13 protein-coding genes and 2 pseudogenes are annotated in these 16408 nt (G+C 70.2%); 2 read left to right on the top strand and 13 right to left on the bottom strand.

Features of this window, described 5'->3' with window-relative positions; translation table 11 throughout:
• Positions 1-62: 62 nt before the first annotated feature.
• The 12 genes and pseudogenes from E0500_RS28710 to E0500_RS28650 all read right to left on the bottom strand — a co-directional run bounded on the left by E0500_RS28710 (position 63) and on the right by E0500_RS28650 (position 14417).
• Complete coding sequence (locus tag E0500_RS28710; RefSeq protein ID WP_131565605.1) at positions 63-968, bottom strand: class I SAM-dependent methyltransferase; 906 nt, start codon at positions 966-968, stop codon at positions 63-65.
• An 80-nt stretch (positions 969-1048) separates the two neighbouring features.
• Positions 1049-2155 (bottom strand): NAD(P)-dependent alcohol dehydrogenase, encoded by a 1107-nt coding sequence (locus E0500_RS28705; RefSeq protein WP_131565634.1) that lies wholly within the window; start codon positions 2153-2155, stop codon positions 1049-1051.
• Between the two features lie 2 nt (positions 2156-2157).
• Entirely contained in the window at positions 2158-3561 is a 1404-nt protein-coding gene (locus E0500_RS28700; RefSeq protein WP_131565608.1) for an aldehyde dehydrogenase family protein, read from the bottom strand.
• An 8-nt stretch (positions 3562-3569) separates the two neighbouring features.
• A complete protein-coding gene (locus E0500_RS28695; RefSeq protein WP_131565636.1) occupies positions 3570-4325 on the bottom strand; it encodes a (5-formylfuran-3-yl)methyl phosphate synthase in 756 nt (251 codons plus the stop codon).
• Between the two features lie 223 nt (positions 4326-4548).
• Positions 4549-5745 carry an SGNH/GDSL hydrolase family protein gene (locus tag E0500_RS28690; protein ID WP_131565610.1) on the bottom strand — a complete coding sequence of 399 codons (1197 nt, stop codon included), beginning with the start codon at positions 5743-5745 and terminating at the stop codon, positions 4549-4551.
• Positions 5745-8110, bottom strand: a pseudogene (locus E0500_RS28685) (glycosyl hydrolase family 95 catalytic domain-containing protein). Before E0500_RS28685 ends, E0500_RS28690 begins: the two are co-directional and overlap by 1 nt.
• 64 nt (positions 8111-8174) lie before the next feature.
• Complete coding sequence (locus E0500_RS28680) at positions 8175-10001, bottom strand: carbohydrate-binding protein (RefSeq protein ID WP_131570922.1); 1827 nt, start codon at positions 9999-10001, stop codon at positions 8175-8177.
• 44 nt (positions 10002-10045) lie between these two features.
• Positions 10046-11020, bottom strand: coding sequence for an extracellular solute-binding protein (locus E0500_RS28670; protein WP_258572989.1), 975 nt, complete (start codon positions 11018-11020; stop codon positions 10046-10048).
• 50 nt (positions 11021-11070) lie between these two features.
• Positions 11071-12249 (bottom strand): ROK family transcriptional regulator, encoded by a 1179-nt coding sequence (locus E0500_RS28665; RefSeq protein WP_131570924.1) that lies wholly within the window; start codon positions 12247-12249, stop codon positions 11071-11073.
• Positions 12250-12428: 179 nt separating this feature from the next.
• Positions 12429-12905: a cytochrome P450 gene (locus E0500_RS28660; protein WP_165935224.1), complete on the bottom strand. Its 477-nt coding sequence runs from the start codon at positions 12903-12905 to the stop codon at positions 12429-12431.
• 59 nt (positions 12906-12964) lie between these two features.
• On the bottom strand, positions 12965-13519 hold the full coding sequence (locus tag E0500_RS28655; RefSeq protein ID WP_131570927.1) for a dihydrofolate reductase family protein: 555 nt from the start codon (positions 13517-13519) through the stop codon (positions 12965-12967).
• A gap of 286 nt (positions 13520-13805) precedes the next feature.
• A complete protein-coding gene (locus E0500_RS28650) occupies positions 13806-14417 on the bottom strand; it encodes a hypothetical protein (protein ID WP_131570929.1) in 612 nt (203 codons plus the stop codon).
• Positions 14418-14540: 123 nt separating this feature from the next.
• Here E0500_RS28650 and E0500_RS28645 point away from each other — a divergent pair, with 123 nt between their 5' ends.
• Positions 14541-15242 carry a 2-phosphosulfolactate phosphatase gene (locus E0500_RS28645; protein ID WP_258572986.1) on the top strand — a complete coding sequence of 234 codons (702 nt, stop codon included), beginning with the start codon at positions 14541-14543 and terminating at the stop codon, positions 15240-15242.
• A gap of 84 nt (positions 15243-15326) precedes the next feature.
• Positions 15327-15734: pseudogene (locus E0500_RS28640) on the top strand (transposase); the annotation flags it as partial.
• Here the strand turns inward: E0500_RS28640 and E0500_RS28635 are convergent.
• Positions 15727-16209 (bottom strand): hypothetical protein, encoded by a 483-nt coding sequence (locus E0500_RS28635; protein WP_131570932.1) that lies wholly within the window; start codon positions 16207-16209, stop codon positions 15727-15729. The pseudogene E0500_RS28640 and the gene E0500_RS28635 sit on opposite strands and share 8 nt — an antisense overlap.
• Positions 16210-16408 lie beyond the last annotated feature (199 nt).

The following is a 16408-nucleotide window of genomic DNA, read 5'->3' as shown; positions in this document are numbered from 1 at the left end:
AGGTCCGGGCGGTGTGCTGGATGCCGGGCCCTGTGCGGACGTCGCAGTGAGCGCTGCGGTCGTCACAGCCGGGGCTTGTGCGCGAACATCCACCGGTTCCCCTCCAACGCGTCGTTCGGCTCGGGAAGGGGGCCGCGTCCGTGCTGGTGGGTGAAGTCGAAGGGGGTGTGTACCGAGGTGGACCAGCCCTTGGCCCTCAGGTCGCCCGCGGAGTCGGGGCGTGGTCCCTTGTCGAAGAGGTGGAGCAGGTCGATGCCGATCTGTTCTCGTGTCGCTGTGTAGATCGCGCTGTCGCGGTACTCCAGCAAGTCCTTCTCCAGCTTGGCTTCGAAGGCCAGTGCGCTGCCTTCGGTGGTCAGCCGGTCCACCGTGTCGATGAGGTACGTCTCTGCGGGGCTCGGCAGGTAGAAGAGCAGTCCCTCGGCCAGCCAGACGCTCGGTGCGACCGGGTCGAAGCTGGCGGTGGTCAGCGCCGTGACCCAGTCGCCGCGAAGGTCGACCGGTATGGGGACACGCCTCACCTTCGGGGTGGCCGGCAGGTCCGTGAGCACCTGGTGCTTGAACGCCAGCACTCCCACCCTGTCGATCTCGAAGACCACGCAGTCGGACGGCCAGTCCAGCCGGAAGGCACGGGTGTCCAAGCCCGCGCCCAGCAGGACCACTTGGCGGGCGCTCGTACGGACCGACCGGAGGAGGAAGTCGTCGAGGACCCTGGTCCGCAGGCCGAAGTAGCGGGCGAACCGCCCCCACAGCGGGTTGCCGTCCCCGTCCGGTACCTGCTGGATGCGCACCGGCCAGTCCGCGCACGCAGGGGCGGCGCGCACGAAGTGTTCCGCGTAGACGTCCTGGGCCAGGCTGTCGTGGCGGTGGGTCTCGATCGCCCGTGCCGCGGCGACCAGGAGGGCGGTCAGACCCACACCTCCGTCCACGCCTTCCACGTCCGTGTGCTGCGGCGCCGTGCCGACCATGTTTCCTCCGTTGGCGGGGAGTGGGGACTGCGGGGTGCCTGCTTGTCGGATGCGGTGAGTCTGCGGTAGCGCAGGCGTCGCTATCGGCTTCTTCCCTCCGGGAGCAGGACGGGTTTGACCACGCGGCCCGCGTCGCAGTCGCGTTCGGCCTCGTTGATGTCGGCCAGCGGGTAGGTGCGGATCAGTTGGTCGAAGGGGAAGCGTCCGGCCTGCCACAGCCCGGTCAGCCGGGGTATCAGCAGTCCAGGTACGGCGTCGCCTTCGCAGATGTGGCGGATGCTGCGGCCTCGGTCCAGCGTGCCCGGTTCGAGCGGCAGCGCGGTGTGGAGCCGTGCCACCAGGCCGAGGCTGCCGGTGGGGCGCAGTGCCCGGAGCGCGTCGTTGATGAGCGGGGACGAGGCCGTCGTGTCCAGCGCGTACTGCGCGCCGCCGTCGGTCAGCCGCCGGATCTGCTCGGGCAGCCCGGCCGTTCTTGCGGGCAGCGGGATCGCGCCGAACCGTTCGGCCAGGGCCAGCCGTTGGGGCTGCCGGTCGACGGCCACGGTCAGCGTGCCGGCGGCGGTGGCCGCCATCACCGCGGCCAGGCCCACCGCTCCCGCGCCGAAGACCACGAGGGTGTCGCCGGGGCCGGCGCCGAAGGCGTTCAGCACGGCTCCGGCGCCGGTGAGGAAGCCGCAGCCGAGCGGCCCGAGCAGTTCGACGGGCAGTGCGGGGTCGACCCGGACGGCGTTGCGGGCCGGGACGAGCGCGTACTCGGCGAACGAGGACTGGCCGAACCACCGGGGGGCCAGCGCTTCCCCGGTCGCGTCGGTGTGCCGCGGCGCGTCCTCCTTGCGGCCTCCGAAGAGGTTGAGGGAGGCGAAGGAGTCGCAGTAGGCGGGGGCCGCGCCGCGGCAGTTCCGGCAGTGTCCGCAGGAGTCGAAGCTCAGCACGACGTGGTCACCGACGCCGATCGCGGTGCCCGGGCCGCCGCCCGTACGCACCACGACCCCGGCCCCCTCGTGGCCGAGCACCGCCGGCAGCGGGCTGCGGCCGGCCGATCGCCGGACCGCGAGATCGGTCCGGCACATCCCGCAGCCCGCGATCTCGACCAGGATCTCGCCGTCGGCGGGTTCCGTGCGCAGGGTCACCTCCTCGACCCCGAACGGGGCCTCGTACGAGCGCAGTACGGCCGCCTGGAACCTCATCGTCATGCCTCCTGGGGACGGTGGACGACGAACGGCCGGAGGTTGCCGTAGAGCCCCCACGGTCCGCCCGCGACGCCGACACCGCTGTTCTTGACGCCTGCGAAGGGCTGGGCGAGGGACAGTTCGGCATGGTGGTTGATCCAGGCCGTGCCGCATTCGAGCCGGTCGGCCACCTCCTCGGCCCGGTCGAGATCGGTGCCCCATACGGAGCCACCCAGTCCGAAGCCGGTGCCGTTGGCCGCGTCGACGGCTTCGTCGAGGCTCCGGTACGGCAGCACCGGCAGGACCGGTCCGAACTGTTCCTCGGTCACCACCGGGCTGCCGGGCGGGACATCGGTGAGGATCGTGGGAGCGAAGAAGTAGCCCGGCCCGTCCAGCCGGTGGCCGCCTGCCGCCGCCCGGGCCCCGTCCGCCAGGGCCTGCTTCGCGACCTGCTCGACCCGGGCCAACTGGGGGGCGTTGTTGACCGGGCCCAGCCGGGTGTCCGGGTCGAGGCCGGCCCCGACGACGACGGTCTTCGCGCGCTGGGCGAGGGCTTCGACGACCTCGGCGTGTAGCCGGGCCGGGGCGTAGACGCGTTTGACCGCCATGCAGACCTGCCCGCAGTTGCGGAACGCGGCCCAGAACAGCCGGTCCGCGATCCGGTCCACCTCGATGTCGTCCAGCAGGACGGCGGCGTCGTTGCCGCCCAGTTCCAGGGTGACCCGGGCGAGCGAGGCCGCCGCCGCTTCGGCGACGGCCCGCCCGGTGGGCACCGAGCCGGTGAAGGTGACGTGGCGGATGCCCGGGTGAGAGGCGAGGCGGGCGCCGAGGGGTTCGCGGCCGGTGACGACGGTCAGTACGTCCTCGGGCAGGGCGGTGGCGAGGACGGAGCCGAGCAGTCGGGTGGTGAGGGGGGTGAACGGGGACGGTTTGAGGACCATGGTGTTGCCCGCCGCGAGCGCGGGCGCGAACTTCGCCGCCGCGAGTTGGAGGGGAAAGTTCCACGGCACGATCGCGGCGACGGGTCCGAGGGGTCGCCAGCGGATCTCGCTGCGCACGGGCCGGCCGTCGCTGATCCGCCGGGTTCTGGGGGCCAGGTCGGCAAAGTAGCGCAGGCGGGCCGCCGTACGGGCGATCTCCGCGTACGACTCGGCCAGGGGCTTACCCTGTTCCCGGGTGAGCAACCGGGCGAGGTCGTCGCCGGCCGTCTCCACGGCGTCGGCCGCCAAGCGCAACGCGGTGGTGCGGGCGGCGGGGTCGGCGCGCCAGCCGTGCCAGGCCCGGTGGGCCCGGTCGACCACGGCGTCCAACTCGTCCGGCTGCTGGTCGGGGGCCTCGTCGAAGGTCTCCCCGGTGGCCGGGTCGACGACGGCGAAACGCGCGGCCCGGCCACCGGGGCCGCGGTCGGGCTCACATATCGGCATGCCGGTGGTCAGTTCACGGCGGGGACGCCGGCCGCGTGCTCCCGGGCCTGCCGGTCCATCTCCGCCCGGAAGGCGGCCACCAGATGCGGCTGAATCCTTCCGGCATTGCGGTCGCCGCCCTCGCAGACCGCTCCGCGCACGCCCACAATGTCCGTGCCGATGCGGGTCAGCGGACCCAGGTCGGTCTGTTTGACACTGCCCGCGAGGGCGGCGAGCCGACCGGACGCGTGGGCCAACCGGACGAACTCGGCACAGACGTCAGGCGGAACATGGTCGAACAGCCGCGTCCCGTCCTTGATGGCGGTGTCGAGCATGGCAGCGTCGGCGCCGGAGCGGGCGGCGATGTCGGGCACGGCCAGCGGGTTGACGCAGCCGATGCGCTGGGCGTCGGCGTAACCGGAGGCGACGACGAGCGCTTCGGGGCGGTGGTCCTTCACCGCCCGGACGACGGCGCGCATGACCTCGATGCCCTGATCGGGCGTCGTGCATCCGTAGAGGCCGACCTTGATGTACGTGGCGCCGGAGACGACCGCGCCGAGCGCGGCCTGGGCCACCGTGCCGGGCTTGTACGGGACGTCTCCCACGGTGGCGGACACCGGTTTGTCCGCCGGGACCGCGTCGCGGATCTCTTTGATGACCCAGGGGAAGTTGGCGCCGAGCGAGCCCTCGTCGGGCTTCTTGACATCGACGATGTCGAGGTGCTCCGCCGCCTTCGCACAGTCGAGGGCCTCCTCGACACTGTCCGGGGAGATGAGAAGCAACACCATGGGCCCCTTCCGCCGCATGTCCGCCTGACCGAGGGACAGGGGTGCGGATCACCTGGTTCATGTGCGGTGTGCTCATCATTTCCGCCGCCCGCGGGCACCGGTAGAGCGTGCGGGGTTCCCAGGGGGCGCTCGTACCCACGCGCAGTGCGCCGCGTGCACCGGCCTTTCTGATCATTCCAACATGAGTTCGCCTCAGGCCCTCGGCGGTTGGGCCGGCCGGTCAGGTGGGTGGGTAAGGACAGGTCAGGGCGGTGAGGTCGACGGCGTCCGCCATCGCCTGCATGCCCTTGTCGTTGGGGTGGATGTGGTCGCCGCCGTCGAAGACGGGGAGGATGCGTTCGCGGTCGTAGGGGCTGCGCAGGATGCGGTCGAAGTCGGTCACCGCGTCGAACTCGCCGCCGGTCCGGACGAATTCGTTGACGTCCTGGCGTACGGCCTCGGCCGCGGGGTTCCATTCGGACCAGCCCTTGAACGGGGCGATCGTGGCGCCGACGACGCACTTGCCGGCCGCGTGGGCCCGGGCGATGACCTGCCGGTATCCGGCTATGAGGTCGTCGGCGGTGACGCCCGTGTGGGCCTTGAGGTCGTTGACGCCCTCGAAGAGGAACACGGTGCGCACGCCCGGCAGCGACAGCACGTCCCGGTCGAGCCGGTTCAGGGCGCTCTGCCCGGCGCCGTCGGCGAGGACCTTGTTGCCGGAGATCCCCTCGTTGGCGACTCCTTGGATGTCGGAGCCGGCTCGCTGGAGGCGGCGGGCGAGGTAGTCGGGCCAGCGGCGGTTCAGGTCGCCGCTGGACTGCCAGCCGTCGGTGATGGAGTCGCCGAGCGCGGCCACCGCACCGGTCCGGGCGGCGGTGCGGACCGTGACGGCGTCCAGGTAGAACCAGGAGCCGGTCCGGTCGGTCCAGTTGTCGGCGCGCTCCTCGGCGGTGTGGTCGCCCTGGGTGGTGTACGACGTCTGCATCGCCATGCCGTGGCCGGTGGCCGGGCCGACAGCGTCACGGCTGTGCAGGCTGACGACGAGGTTCGCCCCGGCGGGCCACTTACCGGGCAGCGCGTCGCTGAACACCGTCTGCCCGGCCGGGACGGTCACGGACCGGGCGCCGTCGAAGGTCAGGCGCCGGTTGCTGCCGGACACGAGCCGTGCGCCCGTGTCCTGTGTGCCGGCCCAGACGCTGTCGAGGGTCAGCGGCCGGTCGCCGAAGGCGTTGGAGAGACGGACCCGCAGATCGCTGCCGCCGACGCTGGTGCGCACGACCAGCCGGTAGGCGCGGTCGGGCACGCCGTCGCCGACCCGGTCGGCGCTTGCGGCCCAGGTGACGACGGAGTGTCTGCCGGTCGTGGCGGGGTGTGCGGGCGCGGCGGGTGTCAGGAGGACGGCGGTCAGGACGGCGGTGCTCGCCAGTTGGACCCTCATCACCCGAAGTCCTTCAGCGTGACGGACTCGCCCTGCTTCAGCGAGACCTTGCGGGAGGTCCCGGCGAAGGCGACCGTGGTGGTCCGGCCGCCGGTGGAGCGGACCCGGACCGATGTCGGGGCGCCGTCCTTCCAGGCCAGGTCGACGAGGAAGCCGCCGCGTGCCGCGAGGCCGGTGATCGAGCCGGAGGCCGCCCAGGCGGCGGGCAGGGCGGGGAGGAGTTCGAGGTGGCCGGGGCGGGAGTACAGCAGCATCTCGCTCATGGCGGCCGGGGTGCCGAAGTTGGCGTCGATCTGGAAGATGCCGCGGCCCGGCTCGGTCTGGTAGATGTCGAACAGGTTGAAGGCGGTGCCGTTCGCGCCGCCGGTCGAGGGGCGCAGGTTGTTGACGATGAGCTGGTAGGCGTTGTCGGCGTTCTTCAGGCGGGCCCAGCACAGGGCGCGCCAGGCGTTGGCCCAGCCGAAGCTCTCCATGCCGCGGGCGGTCAGCAGGGCAGTGGCACCCTCGACGGTCTCCTTCGAGGTGGAGCCGTCGGGGCGGATGCGGTCGCCGGGGAAGAGGCCGACCAGCGGGGACAAATGGCGGTGGGTGGTCTCGCCGAGGTTGTCGGGTGACATCCACTCCTGGAGCCAGCCGGTCTTCGGGCTGACCTCGGGCAGGTACAGCTTGTCGCGCAGCGCGGTGATCCGGGCGGCATGGGCACGGTCGCGGTTCAACTCGGCCGCCGCGGAAGCGTAGTTGCCGAACAGCGTCCAGACGAGTTCCTGGGCGTAGGTGATTCCCTTGGCGTCCAGCGGGCCGTGTTCGGGCGACCAGTCGCTGTCGGCGACGAGCACCTCCTTCGTGCCGCCGGGCGCGGTCGTGGTGACCAGTCGCGCCTCCCAGAACTCGCAGGCTCCCTTCAGCAGCGGGTGGATGCGTTCCAGGTGGGTGCGGGAGAGGGTGTACTCGTAGTGCTCGAAGAGGGTGTTGCACAGCCAGGCGTTGCCCGCCGGGTGCCACCACCAGCCGTTTCCGCCGTGGGGGTTGGTGGAGATGGCGACGGTCCAGCCGGCGGTCCTGCCGGAGGAGTTGCGGTAGCGGTTGCGAGGGTCGCCGAACAGCTGGTGGGTGAGGCTGGTCCAGTCGGGGAGCTGGGCGAGGCAGTAGTCGGTGAGGGCGTCGAAGCACGGGGACAGACCGGTGCGGTCGGCCATCCAGTAGTTCATCTGGATGTTGATGTCGGTGTGGTAGTCGCCCATCCAGTCCGGGTCGTTGCCGTCCAGCCACAGCCCTTGCAGGCCCATCGGGAGGCTGCCGCGGGAGCCGGAGATCATCAGGTAGCGGCCGAAGTGGAGGTAGGCGGCCTCCAGTTCCGGGTCGGGGTCGCCGCTGGTGTGGCGGAGGTTGACGCGCTCCCAGGTGTCCAGGTCGCGCTGCCGGTCCGTGGAGGCGCCCAGGTCGAGGTCGAACCGGCGGTAGAGGGCCTGGTGGTCGGCGATGTGTGTACGGCGGAGCACGGACGCGGAGTGGGCGCCCGCGGCCCGGACCTTGGTGCGGGCGAGCTCGGCGGGGTCGAGGGACGGGTCGCGGTACCCGGCCTCGGCGTCGGGCGCGTAGTTCGTGCCGCCGCTGACCACCACCGTGAGGTCCCGGCAGCCCGCGAAGTCGATCCGGTCGTCGTGCACGCTCACCCGGCCGCCGCTGCCGTACGCGGTCACGGCGGCACCGTAGCGCAGGCCGTTGGGGAAGGAGGCGCCGAAGGACACCGCCGGGTCCTCGCCGTGCGTGCCCTCCAGGGTGATCGTGCCGGTGTGGCGGCCCGGCCCGCTCTGCGTGAAGTGCACGACGATCACGTCGTCGGTGCGGCTGGCGAAGATCTCCCGCCGGTAGGTCACCCCGGAGCGGACGTAGGTGGTGGTGACGACGCCCCGGTCGAGGTCGAGGGTGCGGCGGTAGCCGGAGACGGAGCCCAGGTCGTGGTCGGGCAGGTCGACGGTGAGGCGGGCGAGGAGCGTGAGGGAGCCGAAGTCGTCGCGGCCGTAGGGGAACTGGCCGTCGGCGTCGAGGGTGTCGTTGAGGCCGCCGGTCCACATGGTGGCGTCGGTGATCAGGAGCAGTTCGCGGCCGGGGTCGTTGCCGGTGAGGGCGCCGAGGCGGCCGTTGCCGACGGGCAGGCCCTGTTCGATCATCGAGTGGGCGTCGCCGGGGGCCTGCCACCACAGCACGTGGCGGGCGTCGGCGCGCCGACCGGGGCCTCGGCGGGGCGTGCGGGGGCGGCGGAGGCGGTGAAGGCGGGCAGGCCGCCGAGGGCGCCGGCGAGTCCGGCGGTCGCGGCCAGGGAGAGCAGGGTTCTTCTGCTGGGTTCGGGGGCGGGGGTGGTCATGGCGACTCCTGGGCTCGGGGAAGAGGGGGCCCGGCGGGGAGGGGCCGGGCCCCGGAAAGGAGGGTCAGGACGTCTTGGGTACGTCGATCCGGTCGATGTCCGGTGCGTAGTCGGAGCCGCTGTCGATGGTGAGGGTGTTGGAGCCCGCCTTCAGCTGGACCGGGACGGTCGCGGTCGACACGGTCCCCCAGTCACCGGTGGAGGCGAAGGTGTGACGGACCGCGCCGCCGTTGTTCGCGGAGATGGACGCCGTCCGGGCGTCGCCGCTGATGTAGGAGATCCGCACCTGGTAGGTGCCCGCCTTGGGGACGACGACGTCGTTGAAGGTGAGCTTGCCACCCTGGTAGAGGTTGCCGACCTTCTTGCCGTCGGAGCAGGCCGAGCAGTCGCCGACGGAGGCGCTGCCGCCGAGGGTGTTGTCCCCGGACTCGGCCTCGTAGCCGGTCAGGGACACGGCGGCACCCTTCGGGGTGACGGTGAACAGGCGGGAGCCGTGGGCGGGCAGCGCCTGCGTGATCCTGCCGCTGTGGGTGCCGAGGTTCTCGTGGTTCCACAGGTCACGGACAGCCGCCTTGCCCGTGAAGCCGAGGGCCGAGAAGTCGGCGGTGACGGCGGCGGAGGTGTCGGCAAGGTTGAACAGCGCGACCGTGTAGGTGCCGTCGGGGTTCTTCGCGGCCCACACCTGCTGCGGGTCGGAGGCGGTGACCAGGTGTGCGGGCGGGGTGTCGCCCTGGTTGACCGCGATCACCTCCTTGTTCGTCAGCAGGGACATGCCGTAGGAGTCAAGGCGGGTGAGGTCGTCACCCGTGTACAGCGGGGACTTGGCGATGGCCCACAGGGTGGCGTAGCTCTGCCGTTCGGCCTTGGTGAGGCCGTCCATCTTCCCGTTGCCGACGTTCAGGGCGTCCAGGTCGTTCCAGCCGCCGGGGCCGGCGTGCCGGGTCCAGGCGGGGGTGTCGGCCCAGCGGTCGTCGACCGAGTTCTCCCAGCTGACGAGGGTGTTGCAGTAGCACTCGACGTCGGTGTCGATGCGCCAGCCCTGGGAGTACTTCTTCCAGTCGGCAGCATGTCCGATGTCCAGGGACCAGGACAGTTCGAGGTGGATCGGGCGTCCGGTGGCGGCGATGGCCTTCTGCCAGGCGGCGACGTCAGCGACGTTGTCGTAGTTCTCGCCGCTCTTGAAGGAGCCGGGGCCGACGCCGTCGAGCTTGAGGAAGTCGTAGCCCCAGTCGGCGAACATCCGTGCCTGGGAGTCGATGTACTTCTGCGCGCAGGGATCCGAGAAGTCGATCTTGTAGGCGCTGTCCCAGCCGTTGGTGGTGCGCAGGTCGTCGTAGACGATGTCGGCGGTGGTGCAGCCCTCGGCGTTCCAGATGGGCGACTTGCCGTCGTTGTACGCCTCCTTCTCCAGGCCGACGGGGAGGTAGATGCCGGCCTTGAGGCCCTTGGCATGGATGTCGTCGGCGACGGGCTTCATGCCGCGGGGGAAGCGGACCGGGTCGGCCTTCTGCCGGGCGTACTGGTCGAACTCCGGTTTCCAGGCTTGGTCGCGCCACCAGCCGGCGTCGATGTTGACGTACTCGTAGCCGTACTTCTTCAGCTTCGCGGCCAGGGCGTTCGTCTGCTTGAGGACGTTGGCCTCGGTGAGGTAGCTGTAGTCGCCGTCCGGGTTGAGGCCGGGGTACTTCGACGACTGCATGCTCCAGCTGGACCAGCCCATGTAGGGCTTGGCGGCCAGGGCCGGTGCGGCAGTGCTGGCGCTGGTGCTGGTGCTGGTGCTGGTGCCGGCACGCGCGGCCGGGGCGGCCGTCGCGAGGCCGGCGACGAGGGCCAGGACGACCGCGGCTCTCAGAGAGCGTGCGGGCAGGACGGAGTACGAGGATGACCGCATGGGCCGTGCCTCCTGGGGGTGGGTTTCCGGCGGGGAGGGGCGGCTCAGCCCCTCCCCGAGCCGAGGGTGAGTCCGCTGATGAACCGGCGCCGGAGCGCGAAGTGCACCAGCAGCGTGGGGATCGCGGTCATCAGGACGCCGACCGCGATCAGGTTGGAGTTGGTGAAGTACTGGCCCTGGAGGTTGGCCAGGGCGGAGGTGATGGGCTGTTTGTCACTGGTCTCGATGAGAGTGAGCGGCCAGAAGATGTCGTTGTAGATCCAGATCGATTCGAGGGTGGCGAGCGCGGCGAAGGCCGGCCGGCACAGCGGCAGGACGATCTGGAAGAACTGCCGCCACACGGGGGCGCCGTCGTCCGGGTGGCCGAGCCACTCGGTCAGGCCGGGCAGGAAGACGGTGGAGATGAAGCCGGGGTCGCTGTCGCGGTCGGCGCGGATCTCCTCGTCGGTGACCTGCCGGCCGAGGAAGAGCCCGATGACCGCCATGCCGGTCTTCTTGTCCAGCAGCGACCGGGCGGCGTCCTGCCGGGACCGGCCGTCGCCGCTCCTCTGGCAGCGGGGGGTCAGCTCGCGCCACGGGTCCAGGACCCGGGCGGTGCGCTTGTCGGTCCAGGAGGTCTCGCCGCGCAACATCGACGTGCGGAAGTCGTAGCCGTTGGCGCGCAGGTTCAGGTAGCCGAAGGCGCCGAGGACGGACCACCTGTCGCCGCCGCCGTAGCCGGAGGAGACCGGAGAGAGGCAGTCCTTCCGCATCCGCCGGGCCAGGCCGACGAACTCGTCCCAGGTTCTCGGAACTTGATAACCACGCTCGACAAAGAGCCCCTTGCGGTAGAAGACGGCCAACGGGTACTCGTACAGCGGCACGAAGCAGTACTTGCCGTCCTCGCCGCGGGAGAGCTGCTTGGCGGCGTCGTTGAAGCCGTCGCCCATGGTCTCCCACACCTCGTCGACCAGGCTGGCGAGGCCCTTCTTGGCGAAGTACCGGCGAAGTACCGGCGAGGGGTGGCTCTGCAGCGTCATGGCTGCTCCTCGTACGTGCGGGTTCGGTCCGGACACGGGTGTCGGGGCGCTCACTGGTTCGACCCCGAGCCGATGAAGGACTGGATGGCGGTGGCCGCGGCCCCGCGTGCCCACTCCTCGAAGGGCAGCGGGCGGGTCTGTACGTCGCACTGGGCGGCGGAGCCGAACGCCGCCGCCGCGAAGGAGTTGCGGATCTGCTCCGCGAACAGGTCGTAGGCGGCCAGGCCCTCACCGGAGATGATCACGCGTTCGGGTCCGAGGAGGTTGGCCACGGTGGCGATGCCCCGGCCGATTGCCTCGCCCGCCCTGGCGTACGCCTCCTGTGCCCCGGCGACACCCTCGTGGGCCAGTGCGGCGGCCTCGGCGGCGTCGGTGACCTCGGCGCCGGTGGCCGCGCGGACCCGGTCGACGAGTGCGGCGTCGCCCGCGATGGCCTCGACGCAGCCGCGGTTGCCGCAGTGGCACAGGGGACCGGCGGGGTCGACGGTGACGTGTCCGATCTCGCCGGCCACGCCGTGCGCCCCGGCGACCACCCGGCCGTGCACGACCAGGCCGCAGCCGATGCCGGCGCCGACGGTGACGAGGGCGAAGTCGGACAGGCCCACGCCTGCGCCGAACCACTGCTCGGCGACGGTCAGGGCACGGACATCGTTGTCGATGGTGACCGGAAGGCCCGTGATCATGGCGGCCAGTTCGGCGAGCGGCACCTCGCGCCACTCCAGGAACGGCGAGTACCGCACCATGCCCTCCGCGCGGTCCACATCACCGGAGACGGCGACGCCCGCGCCCACGACGTGGACGCCCAGTCCGTCCGCCTCGGCCAGCAGTTCCTGCGTCAGGCCGGCCAGCGTGGCCAGCACCGCCTGAGGTGCGCGGTCGGCCAGCGGCAGGCGCCGGGCGAGCAGCACCCGGCAGCACAGGTCGGTGAGGACCCCGATGACCTCGTCGCCGGTGACCTTGATCCCGACGAACAGGGCCCGTCCACTGTCGACGCGCACCAGGCTGGCGGGCCTGCCCAGCGCCGGGCGGGCGTCGTCGTCGGCGCTCTCCACCAGGTATCCGGCCTCGATGAGGGGCCGTACGGCCTTGGTGACGGCGGCCGGGGACAGCCCGGCCCGCCGGGCCAACTCAAGCCGGGTGAGCGGGCCCTGGGACAGGGCCGTGACGAAGATCTGCGAGACGGCCGGCGTGTTGGCCGGGAACGTCTCTACACGAGGGGGCGAGGACATGGCCGGGAACCTAGGCGGCTTATTTTCCGCTGTCAATGAAAGAAGCAAGATCCCCTTGATGGTTGACTCCGAGCCCGGCTCTACTTTCAAATGACGTGCATAGTCGGACTGTTGTCATGCAATCAAAGGCCGTACCTGATCTGCGACTTCTACACGTGAGGCACGATGCCGATGGTGGGTCAGCGGGGATCGGTGTCCCAGGCGATGTGGAGTTCGTGGGTGGTGTTGACGGGACCGGATGCCATGCGGGGGGGGGCGCCGGGCTTGATGGTGAAGTCCGGGATACGGGCGAGCCGTTCCTGGAGGAAGACCGTGAGTTCGAGCTTGGCGAGGAAGGAGCCGGGACGCCGGTGGGGGCCGTTGCCGAAGGCCGCGTAGTGCCGCTCGGGGTGGGGCCGGGTGAAGTCGGCGGCGAGCGGGTTGTCCACCTGCCGTTCGTGGAGTCCGTAGAGGTGGTTGGGGACGAGGATCTGCTCCCCCTGCTTGAGCCGCATGCCCTGGAACTCGGTGTCCTGGGTGATCAGCCGCGCGGTGTTGATGAGCCCGTGGCGGCGGATGAGTTCCCTGGCGGCGTTGGTCACGAGGGAGGGGTCGTCGATCAGCTGCTGCCGGTCGGGTTCAGTGACCTGGGCGCCACTTCGCCCAGGACCTCGCACGGGCGTACGACCACTGGGTGCATCGTGGGTGCGCCCGCGCGGGGTCCGCTCCTGGTCGGTCAGGGTCGTACATAGCGTCGGAACATGGTTCCTGAAGCGAGGGAACGGTGCTCGACCAGGCGCAGCCGCAGTTTGTCTCTCACGGGCAGGTACGGCTTGCCGCCCCCGACGATCACGGGGAATGCGTACACCCAGAACTCGTCGATCAGGTCCAGCAGGGAGACAGCCAGCTCGGGGCCGCCGAGTTGGAGGGTGCCGTCGATCTCCTGCTTGAGGCGCGTCACCACGGACACGGCGTCCTTGCGACGGACGATCGTAACCCCCTCGGGGACGGTCTGGAGGGTGTCGGAGAAGACGTACCGCGGCGTCTCCTTGTAGAACTGGGCGAACTCCCGCTCGACGGCCGGGGCGCCTTCCTTGCCGAGGTCCTGCGTCCAGGGCTTTTCCATCGCCTCATACAGCCGCCGCCCGAACAGGAACGCCGCGGTCCGGCGAACATGGTCGTTCGCCGTCTGGTGAAAGTCCTCGGCCGGGTCCATAAAGTCCATGCCACCGTCGGGGTCCTCGATGTAGCCATCGATCGAGGTGTTCATCCAGTAGATGACCTTGCCCATAAACTCCTCCTTGGTCGTAGAGGTCGTCCGGAGTGGAGACCCGATGGAACGCCGGAACTCATCGCAGGCAGGGCGGCCAAACGTCGCCATTCTGGATGGACCGGGGCCGTTGGGATACCGGACGGCCAGGCCGGTCAGTGCGGATTCCAGGCCGAGGTGAAGCGGCCTTCCAGGACGTCGGTGTCGTGGCCGGTGAAGTCCGCGTGAGCCAGGACGGTGATGAACACGGCAGTGATCAACGTCACCGGTGCCGGGGCCAACACGCGGCCCGCAAGCGGAGATCGCATCATGATCCTATTTCGTTCTGGTCGAGTAGGCGGCCCTCATGGACATGGTCGGGGGAGCGCAGTATCCGGGCGGGAGGCCGCAGGCGTCCAGGACATGGCTGACATAGGCGCTGGAGGCCGGGGATCGGCCGGCCTTGGTGCCTGGTGACCATCACGTGCGGGTTGCTGGTGCGCTGGGTTTCGCGATGAGCCAGGCACCGCTGCACGGCAGTCCAGCTGATCGGATCCAGGGGCACCGGGTGGAGGCGTTGCCCGGGGCGGACGGTGCGGCTGGTCGGCTGGTGCGGCTGATCGGCTGGTGCGGCTGATCGGATCAGCCGCAGGTGGCGGACCTCTCTGCCGGAGGCGCCGTGCAGGGAGAGAATGCCCAGCAATGCCTCGTGCGGGTGGACGGCGGGACCGCTGGCCCGCCGTCGGAAGAGGCGTCGCTGCTGGTCGAGGGTGAGGGTCTGGCCGATGAAACCCTTGAGCGCCTTCGCCGACAGTCCGCTGGTGGGGTCGATGAGGATCATCTTGTGGCTCTTGGCGAAGCGGAAGAACTGCCGGGCGATGTGCAGCCGCCGCGGCCGGTGCTTGGGCTGAGCGGCCCGGAACGTCTCGATGTCGTGCACGTCGACTAGCTGCGGACCACTTTCGCGACGCAGGCAGCTGGATGTGTTGCATTCCGATACCGCCAATGTGATGCGGACCACTCTCCGGGTGCTTCGGGTCAGGCATGCGCGATCATGATCGGAATGGACGCTGGTTTCCTTGGCATCGCTGAGCTGGTCGAAGCCCCATCCGTGGCGGTCGTAGTCGACGTTATGCGTGCTTTCACCGTGGCTGCCTGGGCCTTTGCCCAGGGGGCGGAAAAGATCGTTCTTGCTGAGTCCCTGGACGAAGCCCTCGCGCTCACGGCTCGCCACCCGGATTGGGTGGCGATCAAAGACGGTCCGCCCGCGCCCGGGTTCGACATGGTCAACTCGCCGGGCCTGCTGCGGTCTGTTGACCTTGGCGGACGGACCGTTGTGCAGAAGACCACGGCAGGGACGGTCGGCGCCCTCGCGGTCAAGGAGGCATCGCTGGTGCTGTGCGCCAGCTTCGTGGTGGCGAAGGCAACGGCTCGGCTCTTGCGGACACGCGAGTGTGACAGTGTCACGTTCGTGGTCACTGGCGACGACGGGCGCGCCGATGAAGATCTGGCGTGCGCTCAATACATCGCTCGGAGGGCCACCGAGGCTGGGACGGATGCAGCTGAATTCCTCCGCCGCGCCGGCGAGTCGCGCGCCGCCGCCGAGCTGAGGGAGGGGGTGCGTCAAGGAGTCCATCCTGATGACGTCGCGCTCTGTCTTGAGCTCGACCGGTTCCCCTTTGCCATGTGGGCGGCCTTGGAAGACTCGCTCATGGTCCTCCGTCCGTGCGCCGTGCCTTCGCTGACCGACGAGGCTTCGACCTGATCGCTGGTGAGGTCCAGCTCTCGCCATGCGAGAGCTGACCTTGCCGACGGCGGCTTCGGTACTGGGCGGCGAGGCGGGCCAGGGCCTAGGGGCAAAGCCCTGACGTCCACGCCGGGGGTTGGCGTCAGGACCGAAGCCCGCATCCTGGTCGAGGTCGGCGACGGCGGCACCTTTCCCACCGTCGGCCACCTCGCCGCCTACGTCGGCCTCGCCCCGGCGAGGCGCAGCTCGGGCTCCTCGAGCCGCGGCGAACAGCCCTCCAGGAGAGGAAACAACAGGAGAGGAAACAAGCAGCTCAAACGCTCCTTCTTCCACTCCGCGTTCGCCGCACTCGCCGCCCCGGACTCCCGTGCTTGCTACGACAAGAAGATCGCCCAGGGCAAACACCGCACCCAGGCACGGCTCTGCCTCGCCAGGCGCCGGGCCGACGTCCTCCTCGTCATGCTCCGAGACGGAACCTTCTACGAATCCCGGCCAGTGGCAGTCACGTGAGTTCCGGTTCGGCGAGCAGCACCACTCGGTCGGCCGCGACATCAAAGCCGAGAACCGGGTGAAGCGGATCCGACTCCGGGGTCACCAGCACCGGCTTGCCCAGCCGTCGCCCGATCGCCCGCAGCAGACGGCACAGCACATCGACTCCCATCTGGTCTTGCAACTCCCGCAGATCCACATCGAAGTCGATCCAGCCGCCCTCATAGGCCCGAAAGATCACCAGGAATCCGGGGACCGGCCGGACCCGCAGCAACGCGTCGGCGCCCTCGCTGCGGGCCAGCATGTCCGCAGCTCGCGGCAGCCGGACCGCGACGCCGTCCTCGGAGTACTCATACGACCACCCCTGCGACCGCACCAGATCAAGCACCGCCTGCCAGTCCTCCACCGAAGTGTCCGGGACACGCACGTCCGGCAGCGAACCCATCAGATCGGGTTCGAAGAAGTTCTTGACGTCATCCCACAACAGGTCAGGCATCAAGCCATGCTGCCCTGCACCTCGCCCGAACGCAGCCCGATTCCCTTGACGGAACCCATAGGGGCACCCCCGCTTCAGGTCCCAGAGCAGTCACTCGGCATCCGTCAGACAACACGTCACGTTCAACGCTCGCCCCGGCTCCCACGGGTAGCCCCGCGCGCTGCTTCCGTCCTCGGATACCGGACCCAGCTCATACGTC

The sequence above is a fragment of the Streptomyces sp. KM273126 genome (assembly GCF_004337435.2).
In the GTDB taxonomy this organism is placed as follows: domain Bacteria; phylum Actinomycetota; class Actinomycetes; order Streptomycetales; family Streptomycetaceae; genus Streptomyces; species Streptomyces acidicola.
Note: the sequence above shows the minus strand (reverse complement) of the source record. Positions and strands in the feature narration are given on the sequence as shown.